This is a genomic window from Qipengyuania nanhaisediminis (genome assembly GCF_900115585.1).
GTDB classification, from domain to species: domain Bacteria; phylum Pseudomonadota; class Alphaproteobacteria; order Sphingomonadales; family Sphingomonadaceae; genus Qipengyuania; species Qipengyuania nanhaisediminis.
Genome location: NZ_FOWZ01000001.1, coordinates 345,424 through 367,898, shown reverse-complemented (window position 1 = coordinate 367,898; position 22,475 = coordinate 345,424). Strand labels below are relative to the sequence as shown.

Annotated in this window: 16 protein-coding genes and 1 tRNA gene; 10 read left to right on the top strand and 7 right to left on the bottom strand. The window is 63.5% G+C overall.

The window, feature by feature from the left end; translation table 11 throughout:
• Window positions 1-64: 64 nt before the first annotated feature.
• The gene (hisC, locus tag BM173_RS01875; protein ID WP_090476792.1) at window positions 65-1,183 is read left to right on the top strand and encodes a histidinol-phosphate transaminase; all 1,119 of its coding nucleotides are present in this window, start codon (window positions 65-67) and stop codon (window positions 1,181-1,183) included.
• Window positions 1,180-2,085 (top strand): prephenate/arogenate dehydrogenase family protein, encoded by a 906-nt coding sequence (locus BM173_RS01870; RefSeq protein ID WP_090476790.1) that lies wholly within the window; start codon window positions 1,180-1,182, stop codon window positions 2,083-2,085. Before hisC ends, BM173_RS01870 begins: the two co-directional genes overlap by 4 nt.
• Here BM173_RS01870 and BM173_RS01865 read toward each other — a convergent pair whose 3' ends face one another.
• From BM173_RS01865 to ftsE, 4 genes are read right to left on the bottom strand one after another with little or no spacing between them, the layout of a single operon-like run.
• On the bottom strand, window positions 2,086-2,766 hold the full coding sequence (locus BM173_RS01865) for a lysophospholipid acyltransferase family protein (protein WP_090476788.1): 681 nt from the start codon (window positions 2,764-2,766) through the stop codon (window positions 2,086-2,088). It lies immediately after the preceding gene.
• A 4-nt stretch (window positions 2,767-2,770) separates the two neighbouring features.
• Window positions 2,771-3,301 carry a YdcF family protein gene (locus tag BM173_RS01860; RefSeq protein ID WP_090476786.1) on the bottom strand — a complete coding sequence of 177 codons (531 nt, stop codon included), beginning with the start codon at window positions 3,299-3,301 and terminating at the stop codon, window positions 2,771-2,773.
• A complete protein-coding gene (locus BM173_RS01855) occupies window positions 3,298-4,233 on the bottom strand; it encodes a cell division protein FtsX (RefSeq protein ID WP_090476784.1) in 936 nt (311 codons plus the stop codon). Before BM173_RS01855 ends, BM173_RS01860 begins: the two co-directional genes overlap by 4 nt.
• The gene (gene ftsE, locus BM173_RS01850; protein WP_090478338.1) at window positions 4,230-4,961 is read right to left on the bottom strand and encodes a cell division ATP-binding protein FtsE; all 732 of its coding nucleotides are present in this window, start codon (window positions 4,959-4,961) and stop codon (window positions 4,230-4,232) included. The genes BM173_RS01855 and ftsE overlap by 4 nt, the downstream gene beginning before the upstream one ends.
• 159 nt (window positions 4,962-5,120) lie before the next feature.
• Between ftsE and BM173_RS01845 the strand changes: the two genes are divergently transcribed.
• The 4 genes from BM173_RS01845 to BM173_RS01830 all read left to right on the top strand — a co-directional run bounded on the left by BM173_RS01845 (window position 5,121) and on the right by BM173_RS01830 (window position 10,293).
• Window positions 5,121-5,972, top strand: a complete 852-nt coding sequence (locus BM173_RS01845; protein ID WP_090476782.1) for a zinc-ribbon domain-containing protein — start codon at window positions 5,121-5,123, stop codon at window positions 5,970-5,972.
• A 114-nt stretch (window positions 5,973-6,086) separates the two neighbouring features.
• Window positions 6,087-6,173: transfer RNA gene (locus BM173_RS01840), tRNA-Leu, on the top strand.
• Window positions 6,174-6,300: 127 nt separating this feature from the next.
• A complete protein-coding gene (locus tag BM173_RS01835; RefSeq protein WP_090476780.1) occupies window positions 6,301-6,858 on the top strand; it encodes a PAS domain-containing protein in 558 nt (185 codons plus the stop codon).
• A complete protein-coding gene (locus tag BM173_RS01830) occupies window positions 6,859-10,293 on the top strand; it encodes a CheR family methyltransferase (protein ID WP_245755725.1) in 3,435 nt (1,144 codons plus the stop codon).
• On the opposite strand, the gene BM173_RS01825 is transcribed toward BM173_RS01830, so the two are convergent.
• Together BM173_RS01825 and BM173_RS01820 are read right to left on the bottom strand one after the other, a co-directional pair.
• Window positions 10,253-10,630 (bottom strand): response regulator, encoded by a 378-nt coding sequence (locus BM173_RS01825; protein ID WP_090476778.1) that lies wholly within the window; start codon window positions 10,628-10,630, stop codon window positions 10,253-10,255. The two genes, BM173_RS01830 and BM173_RS01825, sit on opposite strands and share 41 nt — an antisense overlap.
• 84 nt (window positions 10,631-10,714) lie before the next feature.
• On the bottom strand, window positions 10,715-12,157 hold the full coding sequence (locus BM173_RS01820; RefSeq protein WP_177201774.1) for a patatin-like phospholipase family protein: 1,443 nt from the start codon (window positions 12,155-12,157) through the stop codon (window positions 10,715-10,717).
• Window positions 12,158-12,229: 72 nt separating this feature from the next.
• Between BM173_RS01820 and BM173_RS01815 the strand changes: the two genes are divergently transcribed.
• On the top strand, window positions 12,230-13,825 hold the full coding sequence (locus BM173_RS01815; RefSeq protein WP_090476774.1) for an FAD-binding oxidoreductase: 1,596 nt from the start codon (window positions 12,230-12,232) through the stop codon (window positions 13,823-13,825).
• 3 nt (window positions 13,826-13,828) lie between these two features.
• Here BM173_RS01815 and BM173_RS01810 read toward each other — a convergent pair whose 3' ends face one another.
• Entirely contained in the window at window positions 13,829-16,594 is a 2,766-nt protein-coding gene (locus BM173_RS01810; RefSeq protein WP_090478333.1) for a phosphoenolpyruvate carboxylase, read from the bottom strand.
• Between the two features lie 267 nt (window positions 16,595-16,861).
• On the opposite strand from BM173_RS01810, the gene mtnP reads away from it, so the two are divergent.
• The 3 genes from mtnP (at window position 16,862) to putA (ending at window position 22,442) form a co-directional block, all read left to right on the top strand.
• The gene (mtnP, locus tag BM173_RS01805) at window positions 16,862-17,734 is read left to right on the top strand and encodes an S-methyl-5'-thioadenosine phosphorylase (RefSeq protein WP_090476772.1); all 873 of its coding nucleotides are present in this window, start codon (window positions 16,862-16,864) and stop codon (window positions 17,732-17,734) included.
• On the top strand, window positions 17,731-19,218 hold the full coding sequence (gene glpD, locus BM173_RS01800; protein WP_090476770.1) for a glycerol-3-phosphate dehydrogenase: 1,488 nt from the start codon (window positions 17,731-17,733) through the stop codon (window positions 19,216-19,218). Before mtnP ends, glpD begins: the two co-directional genes overlap by 4 nt.
• An 86-nt stretch (window positions 19,219-19,304) precedes the next feature.
• Window positions 19,305-22,442, top strand: coding sequence for a bifunctional proline dehydrogenase/L-glutamate gamma-semialdehyde dehydrogenase PutA (putA, locus tag BM173_RS01795; protein ID WP_090476767.1), 3,138 nt, complete (start codon window positions 19,305-19,307; stop codon window positions 22,440-22,442).
• The last annotated feature ends 33 nt before the right edge of the window (window positions 22,443-22,475 follow it).

Sequence of the window (22,475 nt, the reverse complement as noted above, 5' to 3'; positions counted from 1 at the left end):
GGCCTCTACAGCCAAGGCAGGTGCTTGTCGAAGGGCCGTTTTTCTTTCATGCGAACAAGCCGCGATGACAGACACAGCAGACAGCGCCGCCCGCCCGACAATGAAGCCCTGGATCGAGGCGATCCATGCCTATGTGCCGGGCAAGTCGAAGGGCAGCGACGGGCGCGAACTGGTCAAGCTTTCGGCCAACGAGAACCCGCACGGCTGCAGCCTGCTCGCGCAGGAAGCGCTGGCAGATATCGCCAATCCGGCGCTCTATCCCGATCCCGACAGCACGGCCCTGCGCGAGGCACTGGGCGCGGCCCACGGAATCGATCCCTCGCGCATCGTGTGCGGGGCGGGGTCAGGCGAGCTGCTGCATGGCGCGGTGCAGGCCTATGCGGGCCCTGGCGACGAGGTCGTCTGCGCGCGCTACTCCTTCTCGCTCTACCCGCTGCTCGCGGCAAAGGTCGGCGCAAGCATCGTTTACGCGGACGATGACGATCATGCCCCCAGCGTCGATGCCTTGCTGGCGGCGGTAACCGACAAGACCCGCGTGGTCCTGCTCGACAATCCGAACAATCCGGTCGGCACATGGCTCGATCGGGACGAGGTCGCGCGCCTCCACGATGGTCTGCCGCGCGATGTGCTGCTGGTAATCGACCATGCCTATGTCGAGTACCTGGCCCCCGGCCTGGACGACGGCGGAATGGAGCTGGCGGCGCAGCACGACAACGTCCTCGTCACGCGGACATTCTCCAAGGCGTTCGGCCTTGCGGGGGAGCGGATTGGCTGGGCGACCGGGGCTCCGGAGATCATCGGCGCGCTCAACCGCCTGCGCGGCGCTTTCAACGTGACGGCGGCAGGTCAACGCGCAGCGCTTGCGGCAGTGAGGGACATGGCTTTCGTCCGCAAGTCCTGCGAGGAAAACCTCGCCGCGCGCGATGCTTTCGAGCGGCAGATCGCGGCGCTCGGCAATCACGGCCTCAGGGCCAAGCCGAGCGAGGCCAATTTCGTGCTGGTCCTGTTCGAAGGTGCGCTGAGCGCGGATGCGGCATTGGAGGCATTGGCCGAAGGTGGCTATGCCGTGCGGCACTTGCCCTCACAGGGCCTTCCCCATGCACTGAGGATTACGATCGGCACGCGCGAGCAGATGGGCGAGATTGCTGCGATCCTCGCCAATGCCTGCGAGGCTGCGGCGTGACCATCGACCGCGTCGCCATCATCGGTCTCGGCCTTATCGGCGGGTCGATCGGGCTAGCTGCGGGCAAGATGGCTCCGCATATCGCGACCACGGGTTGGGATGCCGATCCCGATGTGCGTGCACGCGCCGCGGAGCGAGGTCTGGTTGGGACAATATGCGAAACCGCCAGCGATGCGGTCGCGAATGCCGACTTCGTGGTGCTGTGCGTGCCCGTCGGTGCGATGGAAGAAGCGGCGCGCGCAATCTCTGCCTCGCTCAAACCGGGCGCGATCGTCAGCGACGTTGGCTCGTCCAAGGCGAGCGTTGCGGCGGCCCTCGCCAAAGCGCTTCCTGATGCCACGGTCATTCCTGCGCATCCCGTTGCCGGTACGGAGAAAAGCGGACCGGAAGCAGGCTTTGCCGAACTGTTCCGTCATCGCTGGTGCATCGTTACGCCGCCCGAAAATGCGCCCAAAGAGGCTGTCGCCGACCTTGCCGCGTTCTGGGAGAGCCTCGGCGCCAAGGTCGAGATCATGGATGCCGCGCACCATGACCTCGTCCTCGCCGTGACGAGCCACATTCCCCACCTCATCGCCTACACCATCGTTGGTACCGCGTCCGACCTCGAGGATGTGACCCGTGGCGAGGTCATCAAATACTCCGCAGGCGGTTTCCGCGATTTCACCCGCATCGCCGCGTCCAATCCCGTCATGTGGCGCGACGTGTTCCTGTCGAACCGCGATGCGGTCCTCGAAGTGCTGGGGCGTTTCACCGAGGACCTCACCGCGCTCCAGCGGGCGATCCGCAATGGTGATGGCGATACGCTGCACGATTTGTTCGATCGCACGCGCACGATCCGCCGGTCGATTATCGAAGAGGGGCAGGACGATGCGCGGCCGGACTTCGGCCGGTCCGACCACTAATCAGTCGTTGAGCGCGTTGATCGCGTCGAGGACCCGCGCTTCGACCTCTTCGCGCGGCAGGCCTGCAGGGATCGTCTCACCGAAGCGGTAGGTGATCGTGCCCTTCTTCTTGAGGCCGCGATGGTACAGCGGACCGCTGTTCACCGCGACTGGCACGACGGGCAGGCCGATCATCTTGTAGATTCCGGCAAAGCCAGATTGCAGCCGCCGCCGCTCGCCATGCGGGACGCGCGTTCCTTCCGGGAAGATCACCAGCGGGCGGCCTTCGGCAGAGCGCGCCTTGGCCGAGCGGATCATCGTCATCAGGGCCTTCGCCCCCTGTTCGCGGGCGACGAAGATCAGACCGTAGGCGGCCGCCGCGCGGCCCCAGCCGGGAATGCCGTGGAGTTCCTTCTTCGCGAACACGGCCGGGCTGTCGAACAGGGTCGGCGCGTCGATCGCCTCGAAGAAGCTCTCGTGCTTCACCGCGTAGAGTGCAGGTCCTTCGACCGGACCGCCTTCGATCACGAGCTCGATGCCGAGGAAGGTGCGCATGCACCAGCGTTGCCACCCGCTCCAGTCCTCGACGCGCCTGCGGAAGGCGGGTTTCGAGAAAGGCACGCAGGCCAGCGCTGCGGCAGTGATGAAAATCGAGCCGAAATAGAACGCCAGGTAGAACGCGATATTGCGCAGGACTATCATCGGATCAGACCTTCAGCCCCTGCGATATCTCGGACGCCAGCAACTTGTTGTATTCGAGGAACAGCGTCTGCAGGTCCGGATGCGAAGGCACCGCGTCCCTTACCAGCGTGGTTTCCGCAGGCAGCACACTCGCCACTTCCGAGTAGGCGCGCGCCATATGCCAGTCGGTCGTCACGAGGCGGGCGGAGGTAAATTCCTTTTCGGCCATCCACTGTGCGACTTCGCCTGCGTTGCTGCGTGTGTCGACGGCAAGATACCCGAGAGTGACGCAGCAATTCATCGTCCTGCGAGAGACATCGAACTGGGCGGCGAATTCGCCTTCCTTGACCTCCGGGTCGACGCCCGAAACGAACATTTCCTGCGCCTGGCCTTCGGCGACGACTTCCAGCCCGCGGGCAATCCGGCCCGGCCCGCCCGTCAGCACGATGACGGCATCGGTCTCCACTTGCTTTGCAGGCGAGGGCAGGGTCACCGAAAAGGCCACGAAGCCGAAGGTGTAGAGCAGCACGAGGGCGGCGACGAAGCGAAGGATCACAGCATTTTCCGCAAGGATGCGAGGACGGTCATGCGTGCCGTGTAGACTGCAATGACGACGGCGAAAAGCGGGACCATGGCCAATATAACCCAATCGATCGCGGACAGTGACCCGGCTGCAACCATACCCGAATCAAGCGCGGCGAACCTGTTGGCGAGCAGGGCTATCGCTCCTGCGCCCAACACCAGCCCAAGCAGTCCGCCCGCGATCGCATCGAGCAGGATCGAGCGCTGGAATACGCTGGCGATCTGGGCATCGCTACCACCGAGCAGGTGGACGATTTCGATCGTATCGCGATTGCCGCCCAGGGCATTGCGCGCAGCCAGCCAGACTGCCGCCACGCCTGCAAAGGCAAGCAGCCCGATCAGGGACAAGGCCATGAACTGCAAGGTGCGCAATGCGTCCAGCACCGGAGCGAGCCATGTTTCCTGGCTGTCGATCCGGGCGGACGGCGCATAGGCCGCGATCCGGGTTTCAAGCTCCGCCAAGGCATCTTCATCCACCTCCGCAGCCAGCTCCAGGTCGATCAGGGCGGGCAGCGGGACAGCATCGACCGCTTCGCCCGATCCCAGCCAGGGCTCCAGCAGGGCGGCGACTTCGCTCTCGGGCACCATGCGCAGGCCCGTTACTGCCGGATCCTCACGCAGCAGGCCGGCTATGCGGCGCGCCTGTTCGGCCCGCAAATCATTGTCCGCCTCGATGATCTGGACCGTGGCGCTACCGGCGAGGTCCCCCCTGGCGCTGGCGGCGAGGTTGGAAAGGGCCAGCGCGCCGCCAGCGGCGAGGACGCACAGCGCGACCATGATCGCGATGACCCACGGCACCGGTCCTCCAAGCCGCGTGCGCGGAAGGAGGCTTGCCGCCCTGCGCCCGCGGAATGGAGCGAGGCCACGATCGACCGCTCGGCCCAGGGTCGGGGGTTTGCCGGTCATGCCTCTACTCCGCTCGGCGCGCGCTTGGGCGGATAGCGCAGCGCGCCGGTCGGATCGGAAAGCGTCCCCTTGTCCAGCCGCATGATGAGGCTTTCGGGCACTTTCCTGATCAGCTGGTAGTCATGGGTCGCGACGACGACTGTGGTGCCCAGCCGGTTGAGCGCCTCGAACAGCCGGATCAGTTTTAGCGCCATTTCGGGATCGACGTTGCCGGTCGGTTCGTCGGCGACGAGGATTTCGGGGCGGGCGATGACGGCGCGCGCAATGGCGACGCGCTGCTGCTCGCCGCCGGAAAGGGTCGCGGGCCGTGCATCGGCACGGTGACCCAACCCGACCCAGTCGAGCATGTCGTTGACGGGCCCTGCCAGGTCACGCTCCCTCACTCCCGATACGCGCAGCGGCAAGGCGACATTGTCGAATGCGGACAAGTGGTCGACCAGCCGGAAATCCTGGAACACCACGCCCATGCGGCGGCGGAAGCCCGGCAATTCGTCGCGCGGCATGGTGATCACGTCGGTCCCGAACATGCGCATCCCGCCGCGGGAAGGGCGCTGGGCGAGATAAAGCAGTTTCAGGAGCGAAGTCTTGCCGGCTCCGCTGGCGCCGGTGAGGAAATAAAACCGGCCCGGAAACAGGGTGAAGGAAATATTCGACAGCACCTCGCGCTCGGTGCCGTAGCGCAATCCGACGTTGTCGAACTGCACGATCGCGCTTTCCTTTGCGCTCATCGGCCTGGTTTCGCCGAGAAAAAGAGGTGAATTAGGGCCGACATCGTCCAAATGGAGCCTATAACCGCGCTTCGATGTGGAAAAAAGCCGCTTGGGGCTTTCACGCACAGATGCGCCGCTTGTCGCGATTCGCACCAATGCGTAAGGCTTTCATCCACCATGATTATCGCCTGTCCCGCCTGTAGCACGCGTTATGTCGTTCCCGACAACGCAATCGGTGTGGACGGCCGGACCGTTCGCTGCGCAAAGTGCAAGCACTCCTGGTTCCAGGATGGCGCAGATGTCGAAGGGGTTCAGGCGAGCGAGGCGGCTGCACCACCTCCGCCTCCGCCGCCCCCTCCTCCGCCACCGCCGCCGGTCGAGGAAGAGGACGTGCAGGCGCGCCCCGGCTTCACATTCGATGAAGGCGACGCCGGGCAGGATGACGAGGACCATTCTGCCAATGATGGCGGAGAGGCGCCCGATTTCGACGAGACGCATCCGCCTTCCTACGACGACGTAGAGCCGGCCCCGCCGGTCTATACCGATGATGACGACGGCGACTTCGTGTCGCGCTTCGATCATTCACCGCCCTTCCGTCCGCGCCGCAACATGATGAAGCTGTGGACCTGGGCGGCCGCGATATTCGCGGTCCTGGCGCTTGGCGCGGTGGTCGCCATCACGCAATTCGGCACGCCGTCCTGGTGGCCGGTCGACAAGCCGACTTTCGGGCAGGCGCAGCCCGATCTGGAACTGCGATTCCCTCCCGAAGCGCAAAGCTGGCGCGAGCTGGAAAACAAGACCTACCTGTTTTCCGCCCGGATCGAGGTTGAAAACACCTCCCGCGAGAGCCGTGACCTTCCGCCCATCCAGATCGTCATGCTGAACGAGCGCGAGGATCAGGTCTTTACCTGGATCGTCCAGCCGCCGCAGCCGACCCTGGCGCCGGGCGAAACGGTGACGATCGACGAGGCGAGCACGCAAGTGCCGCGCAATGCGGTCTATGCCGACGTGGGTTGGGCGCCGCTTTAGAATTTGCATGAACAAGGTGCTTGCGGGGGCGCATTCTCGCTGCTAGTGGCGCGCTCCTACCGGCGGTAGCACGCCTCCTGCGCATGCGGGATTCGCTACCGGATTTGACTGTGTGCGGTCGTGGCGGAACTGGTAGACGCGCAACGTTGAGGTCGTTGTGGCCGCAAGGCCGTGGAAGTTCGAGTCTTCTCGACCGCACCAACAGTCCCCTTCTCCAGGAAAAGTCGTTTGTTCGGGCACGGCAAGCATTCGCTTGTCCGGATGTGCTCTTGTGCCTAGAACAAATGCCAAAGCTCCGGAAGAATCCGGATATCGCAAGGCGTTGCACATGTATTGGTTGGAAGCAGATATTGAGCCTCCCGTGGCTCTCGGGACCGCGCTCGACAAGAGCAAGGTGTCCCTGTCGCTGTCCGACATGGGCATGGACGATGCGCCGCTGGTCGGCGTGAACACCGCATTTTGCGAGATGACCGGATATTCGCCCGACGAGGTCCTGGGCAGGAACTGCCGTTTCCTGCAGCCAGCCGGTGGAGCGGGCCCCGTGCGGGAACGGATGCGAAACTTCATTTCCGATGACAAGCTGACGGAAGGCAAGTTCCTTGTGCCGAACGTGAAGCATGACGGAACGCCCTTTCTGAACCTCGTCTACCTGTCGAAGATCAAGCTGGGAAAGAAGATAGTCTACATTCTCGGCTCGCAGTTCGAGGTGAAGCCGGCCGGGAAGGACCTGCTGGATGTCTACGAGGAAGCGCTGAAGCAGGACATTCGCGACCTGCGTTCGATTGCAGGCGAAATGGGCATGGTCATGCTGGGAACTTACGAACAGCTCGCATCGAGCCATTCGATCATCGCGGAGGCGCGGTTGTCGGACCAGAGGGGGGAATAATTGAACGATAATCTGGACAAGGTTGTGCCGGTTGTCGGAATTGGCGCGTCGGCAGGGGGGCTGGAGGCGCTGCGAGAGGTGTTCGGAGGCCAGGAAGGCAAGACCGGCCTCGCATACGTCGTGGTCCAGCACTTGGACCCGACCCATGAATCGCTCATGGCGCAGCTGATCGAGCGCTATACGGCGATGACCGTTACCCAGGCCGAAGGGGACGAAAAGCTGGAAGCCGATCACGTCTACGTGATCCCGCCTGGTCACGGCCTGGCGATCCACGACGGGGTTCTCGAACTCACCGAATTTTCCGATCCGCGTGGTCAGCGGCGCCCGATCGACGATTTCTTCGACAGTCTCGCCAACGATCGCCAGCACATGGCAGCCTGCGTCATCCTTTCAGGCACAGGTGCAGACGGCAGTCGCGGATTGCGGGCAATCAAGGAACTGGGCGGCCTTGCCGTGGCGCAGGAGCCGGAAACCGCTCGCTATGACGGGATGCCCGTGTCGGCCATCGGCACCGGCCTGGTCGACGTGATCGCCAAGCCCGCGGACGTCATCGAGCTCGTCAGCGACTTCTTCAGGCGCGCCCCGACCGAAGAGGTCGAGGAAGAAGCGCGCGAAGTCGCCGATCGGATCGACGAGCTGTGCGAAGTGCTGCGCGACACCGTGGGGCACGATTTCTCGCGATACAAGCGCTCGACGCTGATCCGCCGTGTGGCCCGGCGGATGCAGGTTCTCTCGATCGAGGATGCGGGCGATTATGTCGGACGGATCAGGACCGATGCGGACGAGTGCCAAGCGCTTTTCCAGGACCTGCTGATCAACGTCACCCAGTTCTTCCGCGACCACGAAGACTTCACCGCCCTGCATGAGCAGGTCATCGATAAGATCGTCGGCTCTTCGCGCGACGGGCAGGAAGTCCGCGTCTGGGTGCCCGGCTGTTCGAGCGGCGAGGAAGCCTACACCATCGCCATGTTGTTCGCCGAGTCCATGCGGAAGGCGGACAAGCGGCCCTACGTGCAGGTTTTCGCGACCGATATCGACGACAAGATGCTCGATATCGCGCGCAGCGCGACCTACCCCAATTCCGCGCTACCAGACATTCCCGCCGACTATCAGAAGCATTATGTGATCGGCGGGTCGGATACCTTCACCATGGTTCCGCAAGTCAGGGACATGGTGCGTTTCAGCCTGCACAATGTGGTGCGCGATCCGCCCTTTTCGAAGATCGATATCGTTTCCTGCCGCAACTTGCTGATCTATTTCGACGAAGAGTTGCAGAAGGTGGTGCTGCCTCTCTTCCACTTTGCCCTGCGAGACAGTGGCCATCTCTTCCTCGGTTCATCGGAAGGGATCGGGCGGTTCGAGGACCTCTTCGAAGTCGTCGACCAGGGTTCACGGATATTCAAGCGTCGCAACGTGAAGAGCAATTACAACCTACACATTCCAAAGATAAGCGCCCCGACATACGTCCGGCGTCGCGAGCGCAATACCTCGCATTCGGGACCCTCGAACACGAGTTCTACCGAGGTGCTCGCTCTGCGAAGGGTGGCCGACAAGTATGCGCCCGTAAGCCTGCTCCTCGATTCCGAGGGCTTGCTGCTTCAAAAATGGGGCGCTGCGGGGCGTTATCTCGAATTTCCCGACCAGCTGGAACGCACGGTGCACGTGCCGACCCTGGCGCGATCCGGTTTACGCGAAGTCATCGGACCGCTGCTGCGCAGGGTGGTGGAAGAACAGAACCGCCTGGTCGTGCGCGACCAAGAAGTCACGACCGAATTCGGGCGCATCAAGACCTCGATCTTGTGCGAGCCGGTGGCACCCGGCGGCTACCTGGTCGTCATTCGCGAGACAGGTGCGCTGCAACCGTTCGAGGACGACGAATTCGAAGAGTTCGAAGTAGGTGACGGCCAGCTGCAATTCCTCGAGGAAGAACTGCAGAATACGCGCCACCGGCTGCGGTCCACGGTGGAAGAGCTCGAAACTACGAACGAGGAGCTCAAGAGCAGCAACGAAGAAATGATGTCGATGAACGAGGAGCTCCAGTCCACCAACGAGGAGCTGACCACGGTCAATGACGAACTGAAATCGAAGGTCGACCAGGTCACGGTCGCCAATGCGGATCTCAAGAACTTCTTCGCCACGACCGAGCTGATGGTGCTGGTCGTCGATGGCGATCTCAACCTGCGCAGCTATACCGACGCCGCGCCGAAGATCTTCCACATCAACCAGAGCGATATCGGGCGGCCGCTCGACGTCCTGCCGACCCAGCTTGCCGATCAGGATTACCTGAAGATGGCGAAAGCGGCGGCTGCGCAGGGTCGCACCCAGGATTATCATTCGTCCTCGGAAGACGGATCGCGCAAATATCTGGGCAGGGTCATTCCATATCGCCAGACGAACGGCGACATCGACGGGGCGACGATCATGTTCACCGACGTCACGCAGGCCCTGACGATGGAGCGTGACCTGCGCGAGGAACGCGAACGCCTGCGTCTTGCGCTCGAAGTGGCGAAGATCGGTGTGTGGGAATACGAACCGGCGACGGATCGCACGATCCTCGACGAAACGGAACGTCGCCTACTCGAACTGGACGAGAGCGAAGGCGACACGATGGAGCCGATCCTCGCCAAGCTGCCGGGCCCCGACCGGGACCGGGTCAATACCGCACTTCGCCGTGCGATGGATGGGGAAAAGGATTTCGACGAGGTGTTCTGCCTGCCGCTCGAAGATGGCAGCGTGCGCTGGTTGCACGGTCTCGGACGCAGCATCACCAACACCAAGCCCGCCAAGTTCATCGGCGTGACCTATGACATCACGGCCGAGCGCGAGATCCTTGCCGAGCGCGAGATCATGCTGCGCGAGATGAACCACCGCGTGAAGAACCTGTTTGCGGTGATCGCCGCCATGGTCGCGATCTCAAAGCGCGAAGCCGACAATCTGGACGATTTTGCAGAAGACCTGCGCAATCGCATCCACGCGCTCGGGCGCTCGCATGCCCTGACTACGCGTCATGCGGATGGCGGCTCGGTCGGGCTTCGCGAATTGCTCGAGACGGTGCTCGCGCCGTCGCATGAGAACCAGAAGCTCAACTTCGACGGCCCGGACGTCGATATCCCCAACGCCAAGCTGACCTCGGTGGCACTTATCCTCCATGAGTGGGCGACCAATGCCTCCAAATACGGAGCTTTGGGCGACGAGGAAGGGTCCGTGACCGTCCATTGGGAGGTCGAAGACAGCGACCTGCGCCTTGAGTGGGTCGAAGCCGGCAGCACCGGCAAGGACGGGGCGGGGAAGGGATTCGGCACCCGCCTGCTCGAAGTGACCGCGCGTCAGCTATCGGGAAGGGTAAAGGGCGATAAGGTGGAAAACGGCTTTAAGCGCAGCCTAGTTTTCCCGCTCAGTGACAGTGGGCCGGCTGCTCCGCCAAACCCTGGTTGAGGGCCTTCAGCAGGTCGCCTTCGCAAACCGGCTTGTCGAGGCGGGGTTCATCCTTGAATTCGGTCGCCAATTCTTCGTGACGCAGGTTCGCGCTGACGAAAACGATATGCGTGCCACTTTCGCGAAGCTTGCGCGCCAGTGGCCAGACGGGTCTGGCGTTGAGATCGATGTCCAGCACGGCGGCGCGCGGCGTCTCCTCGCTCACCATGTCGAGCGCCTCGTCGAGCGAGGTGGCCGGTCCAAGGACGTCGTAACCGGCGTCGACAAGAGTCATCTCGAAATCGAAAGCGATCAAGGCCTCGTCATCGACGATCAGGATCCGATTGGATAGCGACACGAAAATTCTTCCCCTTTGCGGGACAGAATACCTTCGTCGGCAAAAGGTTTCGCACTTTAAACATTTGTTTCGTCGAGGGACGGTTTAGCGGTTGTCGATCGGGCTCATGGACCACCATGCGCCGCCAAAGCGCTGGACCTTGTGGCGGCCCAGATCGCGCAGGCACGCCATGAAGCCGGGCTTGAACATCTCGGTGCCTTTCGAACAATCCGCCTCTTCGCACTGGCAGTCGAAGGTATACCATTGGTCGGCAGTGGTGAGATAGATGTCGCCGTAGGGGTTCAGCAGGCGCAAGCCGGCGATGGCGCCGACCTCGCTTTCGTTGACCAGGAGGTCGTATCCGCGCTTCCCGTTGAGAATCGGGCCATCCTTCGAATCGAGATCTGGATCCGCCACGCGCGTCGTCGGCCCGTTGCGCACGACGAAGAAGGCGGGTGTGACCGCCCGCCTTTCGGCACCGTTGGGATGCTCATCCGCCGGCGAGCCGGCGTGGCGGCACACGCTCTGGTGCATCCGCTCCATCGACCTTTCAAAGAAGACAGAGCGCCTGACGCCGCCATCGTATAGCGCGCGCGATCCCTTGCTGGACCCGGTCACGCGCAGCTGCTGGTGGAACACCGGCATGGCGGAAGATGCCATCGCCGCAGCGCTTAACGCGTCGACCGCCTTTTCATTGTCGGGTTCGTCCCGCACCAGGCCGCGCACATCGACATAATGGAACAGGCCGCAATTCGCCTCGACGAAGCCGATGTAGCCGGCGATCTTCGACTGGCGCAGTGCGTCGAGAAGCGTTGAGTCTCCGTTTTCGAATATGGCATTGCGAATGCGCTTGCGGAGCGGAGCAGTACCCGCCTGCGCACCGCGCAAGGGCAGCATCTCAAGGCCGGTGTTGCGCACCACGTCGCGCTCGGTACGCGGGGAATAGCCCCATTCCAGCCGGTCCATTGCATAGCGCCGGGTCTGCACCGGCTGGGACTCGTCCAGCGCCACCATGAGCAGCAGGGTCTGCAGCGAACCGGTGGAAATGCCGGTGATGATCTTCACGTCGCGCATCGCGAGGTCGCGGCCGCTGGCATCGTGCATGGTGCGGAAAAGCCCCGCGCCATAGGCGCCCCACTGGCCCCCGCCCGAAAGCATCAGCACCTTCGCGCCCGGCGCATTGTGCGGCTCGTCCGGATCATGCGCGATCTTGCGGCCATGCTCGTCGTGACCGTGCAACGCGCATTCTTCGACCAGCTTTTCGAGGTCGTCGCCAAGCGGGTCGCTGTCATGACCGGCTTGATGGCCGTGCCCGGCCTTGGCGATTGCCGACTGGCTGTGCGGAGGGGGCGCATCGCGCTGGATGTCGCGGATGAAGCGGTTGGGTGCTGCCTCGTGCACGTGATCGTGGAAATGGCTGCAGGGAACCTCGTGCGGTCCCCAGTTGAACAGCTTGCGCCCGATGAAGAAGAACAGGAACGGCAGGCAGAAGCCCACCACGAGAAAAAACAGGTTTTCCAGCATCTTTGCTTGCCCCCCGACAGCCACCAGTCGGATTTTGCCTATAGTGTTTTCGCGTCCAAGCCTATTGGAGAGGGACGACATCGGCGGGGACAATTGATGCGCATCGAACGCAAGCGCGGCGGGCCGTGGGTGAACGAGCACCGCTCGATTTTCAAATTCATGCGCCGGACGGTCGAGATCCAAGAGGATGCGGCCGATGACGTGGCCAGTGTTCTCGCGCAGCGCGGTGACGCGATGGGCGAGCTCATCGATTACGAAGCGAAGCGCGACCGCGAGCTGTGCGTGACCGGCTCAGGCTGGTCGCAGAGCAAGCTGTTCCACGGCCTGTCCAGCCATGTGACGACGGACGGGGACGAAGGCATCTGGCCGGTCCCCGACGAGGCGTTCCTCGAAGGAATCGAACACCGACGACGCTATGTCCTGGTGACCGGAGGGACGAAGATCCACCGGTTGATGGACTGGCTCGGCAAGCCGGGCCGCGACCTTTCGCTGCGCACTGCCGGTTCGCACAAGGGCCAGAGCGTTGCGGGCATGGTCGCCACCGGATCGCATGGCTCGACGCTCGATGAGACGGGCTGCGAAACGCATGTGAGGGGCATGGTCCTATCGACCGGCAAGGGCGAGGGAATATGGCTCGGCGATCCTGACAAGCCCGTCCTCAAGGATGAGTGGATCGCGCGCTTTGCGACACCCGGCGATCCGGCCCATTTCGCGGCTGCGCGGGTCCATCTCGGCGGCATGGGTTTCGTTTCGGCCTACCTCATTGAAGCGGTGGAGGAATTTTACTGCGGCTTGGTCAAGCGCGCGCGCAAGCTCCCCGCCGACTGGGCCGATTTGGTCGCGCAAGGCCGCTTTGCCGAGGCGATGGGCGACATAACCCAGGGCCGCACGCCGCATTATTACGAACTGACCTTCGACCCCTTCGCTGCGGATGACGAGGAGGTGCTCGAGACTATCTGGCTCGACATCGAGACGACGGTCAAGCCAACCCTCGATGCGGCCCCGGTGAGCCGGACCTCGTTCGAAGCCCTTGGCGAGCAAGCAGCCAGGGGGGTCAAGCAGATCACCGAGAACCCGCTGGCGTCCGAAATGATCGAGGCGCGCCTGCGCGATCTGATCGACGTGCCCGGCATGATTTTCGATGATTTCAAGGAGCACGCCTGCGACGAGCGCGACGTGCCACGCACGCTTTCGCAGCTGACGGCACAGTGGGAGCCGCACCGGCTCTTTGGATTGAGGGTCGATGTCTACAATGCGGCCTTCGCAGTGCCATTGGAGCGCTTGCCCGAAGCCTTGCGGATTGCGCGCGAAATGGCTGCGGGGACCGAGGACAACATCCGGACCTTCAGCAAGGATTTCGTCTACACCGTACGCTTCGCGAAGAAGAGCCCCGCCGCGATGGGCTTCCTGAAATTCGACAACAACGCCATCATCAATATCGACGGGTTGCCGAAGAACTTCCTGCTCGGCACCGATGCGCATGTGGCTGCGCGGCGCCTGCAATACCTTTTCAAGAAGGCGGGCATTTCCTTCACCATGCATTGGGGCAAGGACGCGCAGATGGATGCGGCAGATATCCGCGACCAGTACGGGGCGGCGGTCGACGCCTATCGCGCGGCACGCAAGGCCCTGCTGGGGGAGCGGGACGAGGTTTTCATTTCGCCCGCCCTCGAACGCTGGGGCCTCGCCTGACCCTTATCCGTGAGCGCCGAACAGGTTCGCGATCGCGGTCGAGATGCGCAGCGATAGATTATGCGCGTCGTCGATCGGGTCGATGTAATTCGCCCTGATTGCGTCATACCCTTCGCCGGTTCCGCGCGGGTATTCGCCGCCTTCGTCCATCGCGAAATCGGTCTTGCGCGGGAAGCTGGTCGGATAGGCGCGGCGCAACTGAGCCAGCGCCTCGTCGACGCGCAAGGTGAAGACCATTTCCAGCACGTCGGTCCGGCTGATGTCGTTGGCGCGGCTGAAGACCGGGACGGATACGATCTTGAGGAACATGTGCTGCATCAGCGCAAGCCGCACCGCCTGGAGCACGCCGATCATGCGCCGCGTGTGCTCGCGCTCGGGACGCGGTTCTTCATCCGGCACGAGGTCGAACAGACGATGCAGCTTGAGCGCGTCGACCCGCAGGCGCGAGGCAAGCCGCCGGAACACGCCGTTGCGATCGTCCTGGATGAGATATTCGGCCAGCGCCTCGCAGGCGCGCGAAAGATGGTCTTCCGTCCCGCGATAGGGGCGGCTCGCCCAGTAGGCGGAATTGAACAGCTCGCCATAGGCCGCCACCGTCTTGATGCTGGCCAGCGCATTGGAGGCGCGCACGAGGCGCATGATCTGGCGGCCGCGCGGGCTTTCGCGCAGTAGCTCTGCAATATCCTCGTAATTGCTTTCGGCCGCGCTCCCGACACCGGCAATGATGTTCACCGGATAGCCCAATTGCTGGAGAATGGCGTTGTGCGGGATCGCGCGGATCTGCCGCAGGCTCATCTCTCGGTCGGCGTTGAGATCGCTCTGGCGGCGCGACACGCGGCTGCCGGTTGAATTGAGCAGACCCAGGCCGAAGGCGGTGATCGCCCGGCTGTAGGTGCGGCTTTCCAGGTGCTCCTGCTGGTGGTCCTTCACCGCTCGGTAGAAGTCGAGGCTGAGGTCGGTCCGGCGATAGAAGGGGTCGGTCGGCGCTTCCAGGTCTGCCGTCGCAGGCGCGCGCTCGGCAATTTCGGAAAGCGTAGCCAGCGCCAGTTCGGGCGTCGAGAAGAACAAATAGCCGTCACCGCCCTGGAAGCTTGCCTCGGGCTCGAGCCGGATATTCGCGCGCGCAAACCGGCGGCGCGCCCAGGGGCTCATCGGCCATTCGAGGCGGTCCTTGAAGCTGGCCGGATGCGCGCCGCGGCCCATGCCCTCGCCATGCGTGTTGAAGACGAGCGCGGCGACGTCGGTCAGGCCATTGGCGGCCATCGCTTCGGCTAGGCGGCCCTGCAGGCGTTCGATTGCGAGGCTGGCAGGGATCTGCCCGACGAAACGGCCCGCATCGGAAAAGCCGGTCTGGATCGCGACCCTGCCGCGCAGGCGCGCATAGTCGCGATAGGCTTCCTCCGCGAGCAGGGCGTCGAGGAAGCGTCCGCCATGTTCCAGCGCACTTTCGGTCTCGAACAGGGGCGATACGTCGACCTTGTCCTCGATGCCGAAGAGGCGTGCAAAATAGAGCGCCGAGAGCACGGTCGCGGGCTGTTCGCATTCCGCCACCAGCATGCGGATCGGCGCATCGGCGTCCACGTGTTTGAGGATCTGCGCCATGGCGAGAAACTGGCGTACCGCGGTCGAACTTTCGATCGCGAGCGAGGCGAAATTGGCCGAGAGCGGCTTGGCCTTGGCGAGCAGGTCGCGCAGGGCGCCCAGCGCACCTTGGCTGCCGAGGTCCAGCTCTTCGCCATTGTCGATCCGCGTGCGGATGGCGTTATGAAGCTGCTTGGCATTCACTCGGAAGTGGATGTGGCCCATGCCCAGGCCATCGGCGCGCATGGCGGCGGCCAGCGTCTTGAAGGCGATCGCTTCCTCGGTCGCTTCGTCCGCAGCTTCGCTTTCCAGCTGTTCGATTATCGGGGTCAGCGACAGGAGCTTGTCGTCGTGGTCGGCGGTCAGGCGATTGGCAGCTTCGGATAGGTCTTTCGGGTCGGTCAGGTCGCCCGCGAAGTCTTCCGCACTGCGCAGCGTGTGGGCCTGTGCCGCACGCAGGGTGGCAACGAGCGAATGATCGGAATCGATGGCAGCGAGCTGGTCGGCATAGCGGCCCAATCGCTCTGCCTTTTCGGACAGGCGAAAGCGGATCGAAGTGTACCACTTGATGTCCGTGCGCCCGTCCATGTCATAGCCGACCCAGCTGGCGAAGTGGAACGGCAGCGGCTGCAATTCGCGCCAGCGCTTGGGCCATTTCTTGGCGGCGCAATCATAGAGCGAGGTGACTATCCGGTCGCGGGCTTCCTGGGCGTGCGCCAGCGCGGACATCGCCTCGCCATGTTCGTAATCGAGCGTGATCTGCGCACGCTCGCCGTCGGGGTGGCCCACCTTCACGCCTTCGCCGGCGGCCTTAGCGACGGCGGCGGTCTGTCCCGGCGGGAGCAGGAAGGTCGGGTGCGCGGTAAAGACGACGTGGAGCTGCGGATGGGCCCAATGCGCGGCGAAGGCATCGAAATCCTCGGCATCCTTGCAGAAGGTGTCGAGCCGCTGCGGCGCAGCGTCGGGCGATACCAGATCGCGCAGGTGGTCGGCTCTCACTTCGAGGGCCTGTCCTTCCAGTTCCTCGATCAGTCCCGCCAGATCCTCGAGCGACAGCTCTCCCGCTTCCAGCTTGCGCGACAGATCATGGGCGAGCTGGAACACCGGATTGAAGAGCGGGGTTTCCTGCGTCCTTGCGTGCAATTCGCGCAGTCGTTCGGCCAGAGTGTCGAATGAGAGGGGGGACAGATCGGTCAAGGCGCGCTCCACATGAGTTTCGGCGCATAAATGCCGGGAAAAGGGGGCGGTGAGTCAAGGGCGGGGTCCCGGCGGCGCCATGAATAGGTTTGCGCATCGGTAACGGCGCACTGTCCGGGGGTGTTCCGCCCTTCTCCCTTTACACCTGCACATTCCTTCGTCACCCAATCGCCAGGCGTTAACAGCTCGCGCACACTCACGCGCTAGGTCCGCAAGGGCCGGCTTTGCGGTGAAGGGCACGAAACAGGATATGTATACATGAGCGATTGGACCATCGGCATCATCGGCGGGTCGGGCCTCTATGCGATCGACGAGCTTGAAGACGCGCAATGGATCGAGATCAACTCGCCATGGGGTGAGCCGTCCGACCAGATCCTGTGCGGCACTATCGGCCATGTCCGCGTCCGCTTCCTGCCGCGCCACGGACGCGGCCACCCGATCATTCCCGGACGGATCGATGCGCGCGCCAATATCGACGCGCTGAAGCGTGCGGGCTGCACCGACATTCTTGCCATCAGCGCGGTCGGTTCGCTATCGGAAGAGCTGCCTCCGGGCCGCTTCGTGACGGTCGATCAGTTCATCGACAACACCAAGGGCCGCGCCTCGACCTTCTTCGACAACGGTTTCGTGGCACACGTGCCCTTCGGCGATCCGGTCTGCAGCCGCCTGTCGAAACATATCGGCAAGGCGGTCGAGAAATCGGGCGGCGATGTCACCACCGGCGCGACATATCTCGCGATGGAGGGCCCGCAATTCTCCACCCGCGCGGAAAGCAAGCTCTACCGCCATTGGGGGGCAGAGGTGATCGGCATGACCGGCATGCCCGAAGCCAAGCTCGCCCGCGAAGCAGAGCTCCCCTATGCGCTGCTCGCGATGGTGACCGACTGGGACAGCTGGCGCGATGACGAGGCGACTGTCGACGTCGCCGAAATCGTCGCCCAGATGCAGAAGAATTCCGAACTGGCGAAGAAAGCGCTGGTGGCGTTCTGCAAGGGGCTGCCGAAAAAGCGCAGCCCCTCGCCGATCGACCGCGCGCTCGACGATGCGGTGATCACTGCGCCCGACCAGCACGACAGGGAATTGATGGCCAAGCTCGACGCGGTGGCAGGACGGCTTTTCCGCGCACGATGAGCGAACGCTTCGACCTCCTTGTAATCGGCGGCGGCATCAACGGGGCCGGTATCGCCCGCGACGCGGCAGGGCGCGGACTTTCGGTCGCACTGGTCGAAAAGGACGACCTGGCCTCGCACACGTCGTCGGCCAGCACCAAGCTCGTCCACGGCGGCCTGCGCTATCTCGAACATTACGAATTCAGGCTGGTGGCGGAGAGCCTGCGCGAACGCGAAGTGCTGCTCGCGAATGCGCCGCATATCATCTGGCCGCTGCGTTTCGTCCTGCCGCACGAGCCGGGTATGCGGCCGAAGTGGATGCTGCGGGCGGGGCTATTCCTTTACGACCGCCTTGGCGGGCGAAAGACGCTGCCGGGCTCGCACAAGGTGGACCTGCGCGATCCGCCGCATCGCGCGATCCTGCAGGATCACCTGACCAGCGGCTTCGAGTATTCGGATTGCTGGGTGGAGGATTCGCGCCTTGTCGTCCTTACCGCAATGGATGCGGAAGAGCGCGGCGCGAAGGTGTGGATGCGAACCGAATGCATCGCGCTGGAGCGCAAGGCCGACCATTGGGTTGCGACGTTGAGCGATCCGGATGGCGAGCGTGTGGTGGAGGCCAAGGCGGTAGTGAATGCCGCCGGTCCTTTCGTCGACAAGGTTGCCAAGTCCGCGCTTGGCGAAGGAACGCCGGCGCACCTGCGGCTGGTCAAGGGCAGCCACATCATCGTGCCCCGCGCCTACTCCGGCGACCATGCCTATATATTCCAGCAGGCCGACGACCGGATCGTCTTCGCCATTCCCTATGAACGCGATTTCACCCTGATCGGAACGACGGATCTTCTGTACGAAGGCGACCTCGATCATGTCGAGATCGCCGCGGAAGAGCGCGAATACCTGCGTGAGGCGGCGACCCGCTATCTCAGGAGCGGGATCACCGAAGAGGACATCGTGCACACCTATTCGGGCGTGCGGCCTCTCTATGAAGACAATGCCGCATCCAATTCCACGGTGACGCGCGACTATGTCTTCGAGATCGACGCCGACGGCGGTGCGCCCATCCTGTCGGTCTATGGCGGCAAGATCACGACCTATCGAAAGCTGGCAGAACACGCGCTCGAAAAGCTGGCCGACCACGCCGAAATCCCGTCGCAAGGGTGGACCGCACACGCGCCCCTTCCTGGCGGCGACATCGAAAAAGGTGACTTTGCCAGATTCCTCTGGAAAGCGAGCGACCGCTTCAGCTGGGTGCCGCCGGAAATGCTCTTGAGGTTGTGCCGCGCCTACGGAACCCGGATCGACCGCGTTCTCTCTGACGCACATAGCCTCGACGAGCTTGGCACGCATTTGGGCGGCGATCTCTACGAGGCGGAACTGCGCTATCTCGTCGATTGCGAATATGCCCGGTCTGCCGAGGACGTCTTGTGGCGCCGGAGCAAGCTTGGCCTGCATTTGTCCGACGAAACGCAAGAATCCGTAAGGGAATGGTTCTCGTCGCGCTCCTGAGGCGCCCTGCGGTTCACAAAGCTTGAAAGCGCGGGTGCTCGGGTCCAAGTGGCGGGGGTTAAATCCCTTTCTACTCTCGGAGTCGCATGGCCCTGCACGATCCAATCCGCCCCCAGTCCATTTCCCGCCAGACGCTGCGCGAAGCCTACCGTGCAGAAGAGAACGCCTGTGTCGCTGAGCGACTGACCCAGGCCGCTCCCGCCAGCGCGAAGCATGACGAGGCTGCGGAATTAGCTGCACGGCTGATCGAGGGCGCGCGCCGCCAGAAGGCGAGCGGGATCGACGCGTTCCTGCACCAGTACGGGCTGGCCACCGAAGAGGGCGTGGCACTGATGTGCCTTGCCGAAGCGCTCCTGCGCGTACCCGATGCGCCGACGGCGGATGCGTTGATCCGCGACAAGATCGGCGACATCGACTGGTCGGAACACCTTGGCGAAAGCTCGTCGACATTCGTCAACGCAGCGACCTTCTCGCTGATGCTGACCGGCGAAGTGCTGGAACGGCCCGAAGAAGCACAGAAAGGCATGCGTCGCACGCTCAAGGGGGCGGTTACGCGGCTGGGTGAACCGGTCATCCGCAAGGCGACGCTGCAGGCGATGAAGATTCTCGGCGGCCAGTTCGTTTACGGCCGCACGATCGAGGAATCGCTCAAGCGCGCGGCACCCGAACGCGCCAAGGGCCTGACCCACAGCTTCGACATGCTCGGCGAAGCGGCGATGACCTATGCCGATGCGGAACGCTATCGCGCCAGTTACGAGCGCGCGATCGACCGGCTGGCCCGCGAGGCGACAGGCGATCTTGCCACTTCGCCCGGCATTTCGGTCAAGCTCTCCGCGCTGCATCCGAAATACACCTTCCTGCATGCGGATCTCGCCATCAGCGGCCTGCTGCCGATGCTGCGCTCGCTGATCGTCAAGGCGCGCGATGCTAATATCCATTTCACCATCGATGCCGAAGAGGCGGACCGCCTGGAGCTGTCGATGGATATCATCGAGGCGCTGGTGCGCGACGATGACCTGTTCACGCGCCCAGACGGCTCGCGCTACGAAGGCTTCGGTCTTGCCATCCAGGCGTATCAGAAGCGCGGCGTGCCGATGTGCGAATGGGTTGCGCGCCTCGCCCGCAAGTATGACCGCCGTTTCTTCGTCAGGCTGGTGAAGGGCGCGTATTGGGATACGGAAATCAAGCTCAGCCACGTCGGCGGGTTTACCGACTTTCCGGTTTTCACCCGCAAGCTGGCGACCGACGTCAGCTACCTCGCTTGCGCCGACAAGCTGCTGGCCGCAGACGACGTCATCTATCCGGCCTTTGCGACGCACAACGCCTACACCATCGGTGCCGTGAAGGCGCTGGCCGGTGCGAAGCGGTTCGAATTCCAGCGGCTGCACGGCATGGGCGAAGACGTCTACGGCGCGCTGGCGCAGGTTGAGGGAAACCGGAAGACGAATGTCCGCATCTATGCGCCTACGGGAACGCATAAGGACCTGCTCGCCTATCTGGTGCGCCGCCTGCTTGAAAACGGCGCGAATTCGTCCTTCGTGAACCGCATGGCAGATGCCGAGGTGCCGGTGTCCGAACTGGTCACCGATCCCTGCGCGGACCTGCTCGAGCTCGAGCCGTATCGCAATCCGGCGATCCCGCTTCCGGCAGACATCTTTCCCAACCGCAGGAATTCGGCAGGGATCGACCTGTCCGACCCGCTGGAGCGCGAACCGCTGCTCGACCGGCTGCACGAACTGGAATCGCGGCACTGGCATGCAGAGCCGACCTTTGCTTCGGGTGCGGATGCGGAAATCGCCCCGATCAACAAGCCGCACGACCTTACGGCAGAAGTCGGAACGCGGCGCGATACGCTCGATTTCGAAGTGGAAGAGGCGATCACGCGCGCCGAACGTATCCAGCATGGCTGGAATGCGCTGGGCGGTGAACGCAGGGCCTTGCTGCTTGAGGAAGCGGCCGACCTGTTCGAAGAGCACACGGACGAATTCCTGTCCTTGTGCCAGCGCGAAGCCGGCAAAACCCTGCAGGACGCCATTCTCGAATTGCGCGAAGCGGTCGACTTCCTGCGCTATTACGCAGGCGAGGCGCGGCGTCTTTTCGAAGGCTCGATGCCGCTGCCCGGACCAACGGGCGAGGAGAATCGCCTGACGCTGGCCGGTCGAGGCGTCTTTGCGACGATCAGCCCGTGGAACTTCCCGCTGGCTATCTTCATCGGACCCGCTGCCGCTGCGCTTGCCGCCGGCAACACGGTCGTCGCCAAGCCGGCGGAACAAACCCCCCTCATAGCCGCACTGGCCGTTAGGCTCTGCCACGAAGCGGGCATCCCTGAAGAAGCCTTCCAGCTTCTGCCGGGTGCGGGCGATGTGGGTGAGTTCATCACGTCCGATCCGCGTATCGCGGGCGTGGCCTTTACCGGCTCGACACAGACGGCACAGGCGATCAACCGCAGCCTCGCCGCGCGCGACGGACCGATCGCCACTTTCATTGCCGAGACCGGCGGCCAGAACGCCATGATCGTCGATTCCACCGCGCTGCCCGAACAGGTCACTCGCGACGTCGTCGCCTCTGCCTTCCAGAGCGCGGGCCAGCGCTGTTCCGCCCTGCGTGTCCTGCACATCCAGGACGAGGTCTATGACGAGATGCTGGGCATGATCCGCGGCGCCTTCGAGGCGCTGACGATCGGCAATCCGGAGAATTTGTCGACCGATGTCGGTCCGGTCATCGATCCCGATGCCAAGGCCGCGCTTGAGCGCCACGTCGCGCGCCGCAAGAAAGGCGGAATGCCGGTCTGGCGCCGCCGCTTGCATCGCGGGGCCAATGCCGGATGCTTCGTCGCCCCGACGATCATCGAAATCGATTCGATCCTCGACCTGAAGCGCGAGAACTTCGGCCCGGTTCTCCATGTCGTTCGCTACAAGTCGAGTGATCTCGGGCGCGTGGTCGAAGAGATCAACGCCACCGGCTATGGCCTCACGATGGGCCTGCACAGCCGGAACGATGACACCCGCGCCTTCGTGGAGGCGCGGGCGAAGGTCGGCAATTTCTACGTCAATCGCAACCAGATCGGCGCCGTGGTCGAAAGCCAGCCGTTCGGGGGCGAGGGCCTGTCGGGCACCGGTCCCAAGGCGGGCGGCCCGCACTATGTCGCGCGGTTTGCGACCGAGCGCGTCGTGTGCATCGATACCACTGCAGCCGGAGGCAACGCCACCCTGCTGGCGAGCTGAAACAGGTGTGCTTGCGAATCCATGGCGTGCCGC

Coding starts and splice junctions, on each gene's coding strand:
- putA (WP_090476767.1), top strand. CDS start 19,305: ATGGCCCTGCACGATCCAATCCGCCCCCAGTCCATTTCCCGCCAGACG.
- BM173_RS01855 (WP_090476784.1), bottom strand. CDS start 4,233: ATGACCGGCAAACCCCCGACCCTGGGCCGAGCGGTCGATCGTGGCCTC.
- glpD (WP_090476770.1), top strand. CDS start 17,731: ATGAGCGAACGCTTCGACCTCCTTGTAATCGGCGGCGGCATCAACGGG.
- BM173_RS01845 (WP_090476782.1), top strand. CDS start 5,121: ATGATTATCGCCTGTCCCGCCTGTAGCACGCGTTATGTCGTTCCCGAC.
- BM173_RS01865 (WP_090476788.1), bottom strand. CDS start 2,766: ATGATAGTCCTGCGCAATATCGCGTTCTACCTGGCGTTCTATTTCGGC.
- hisC (WP_090476792.1), top strand. CDS start 65: ATGACAGACACAGCAGACAGCGCCGCCCGCCCGACAATGAAGCCCTGG.
- ftsE (WP_090478338.1), bottom strand. CDS start 4,961: ATGAGCGCAAAGGAAAGCGCGATCGTGCAGTTCGACAACGTCGGATTG.
- mtnP (WP_090476772.1), top strand. CDS start 16,862: ATGAGCGATTGGACCATCGGCATCATCGGCGGGTCGGGCCTCTATGCG.
- BM173_RS01835 (WP_090476780.1), top strand. CDS start 6,301: ATGTATTGGTTGGAAGCAGATATTGAGCCTCCCGTGGCTCTCGGGACC.
- BM173_RS01815 (WP_090476774.1), top strand. CDS start 12,230: ATGCGCATCGAACGCAAGCGCGGCGGGCCGTGGGTGAACGAGCACCGC.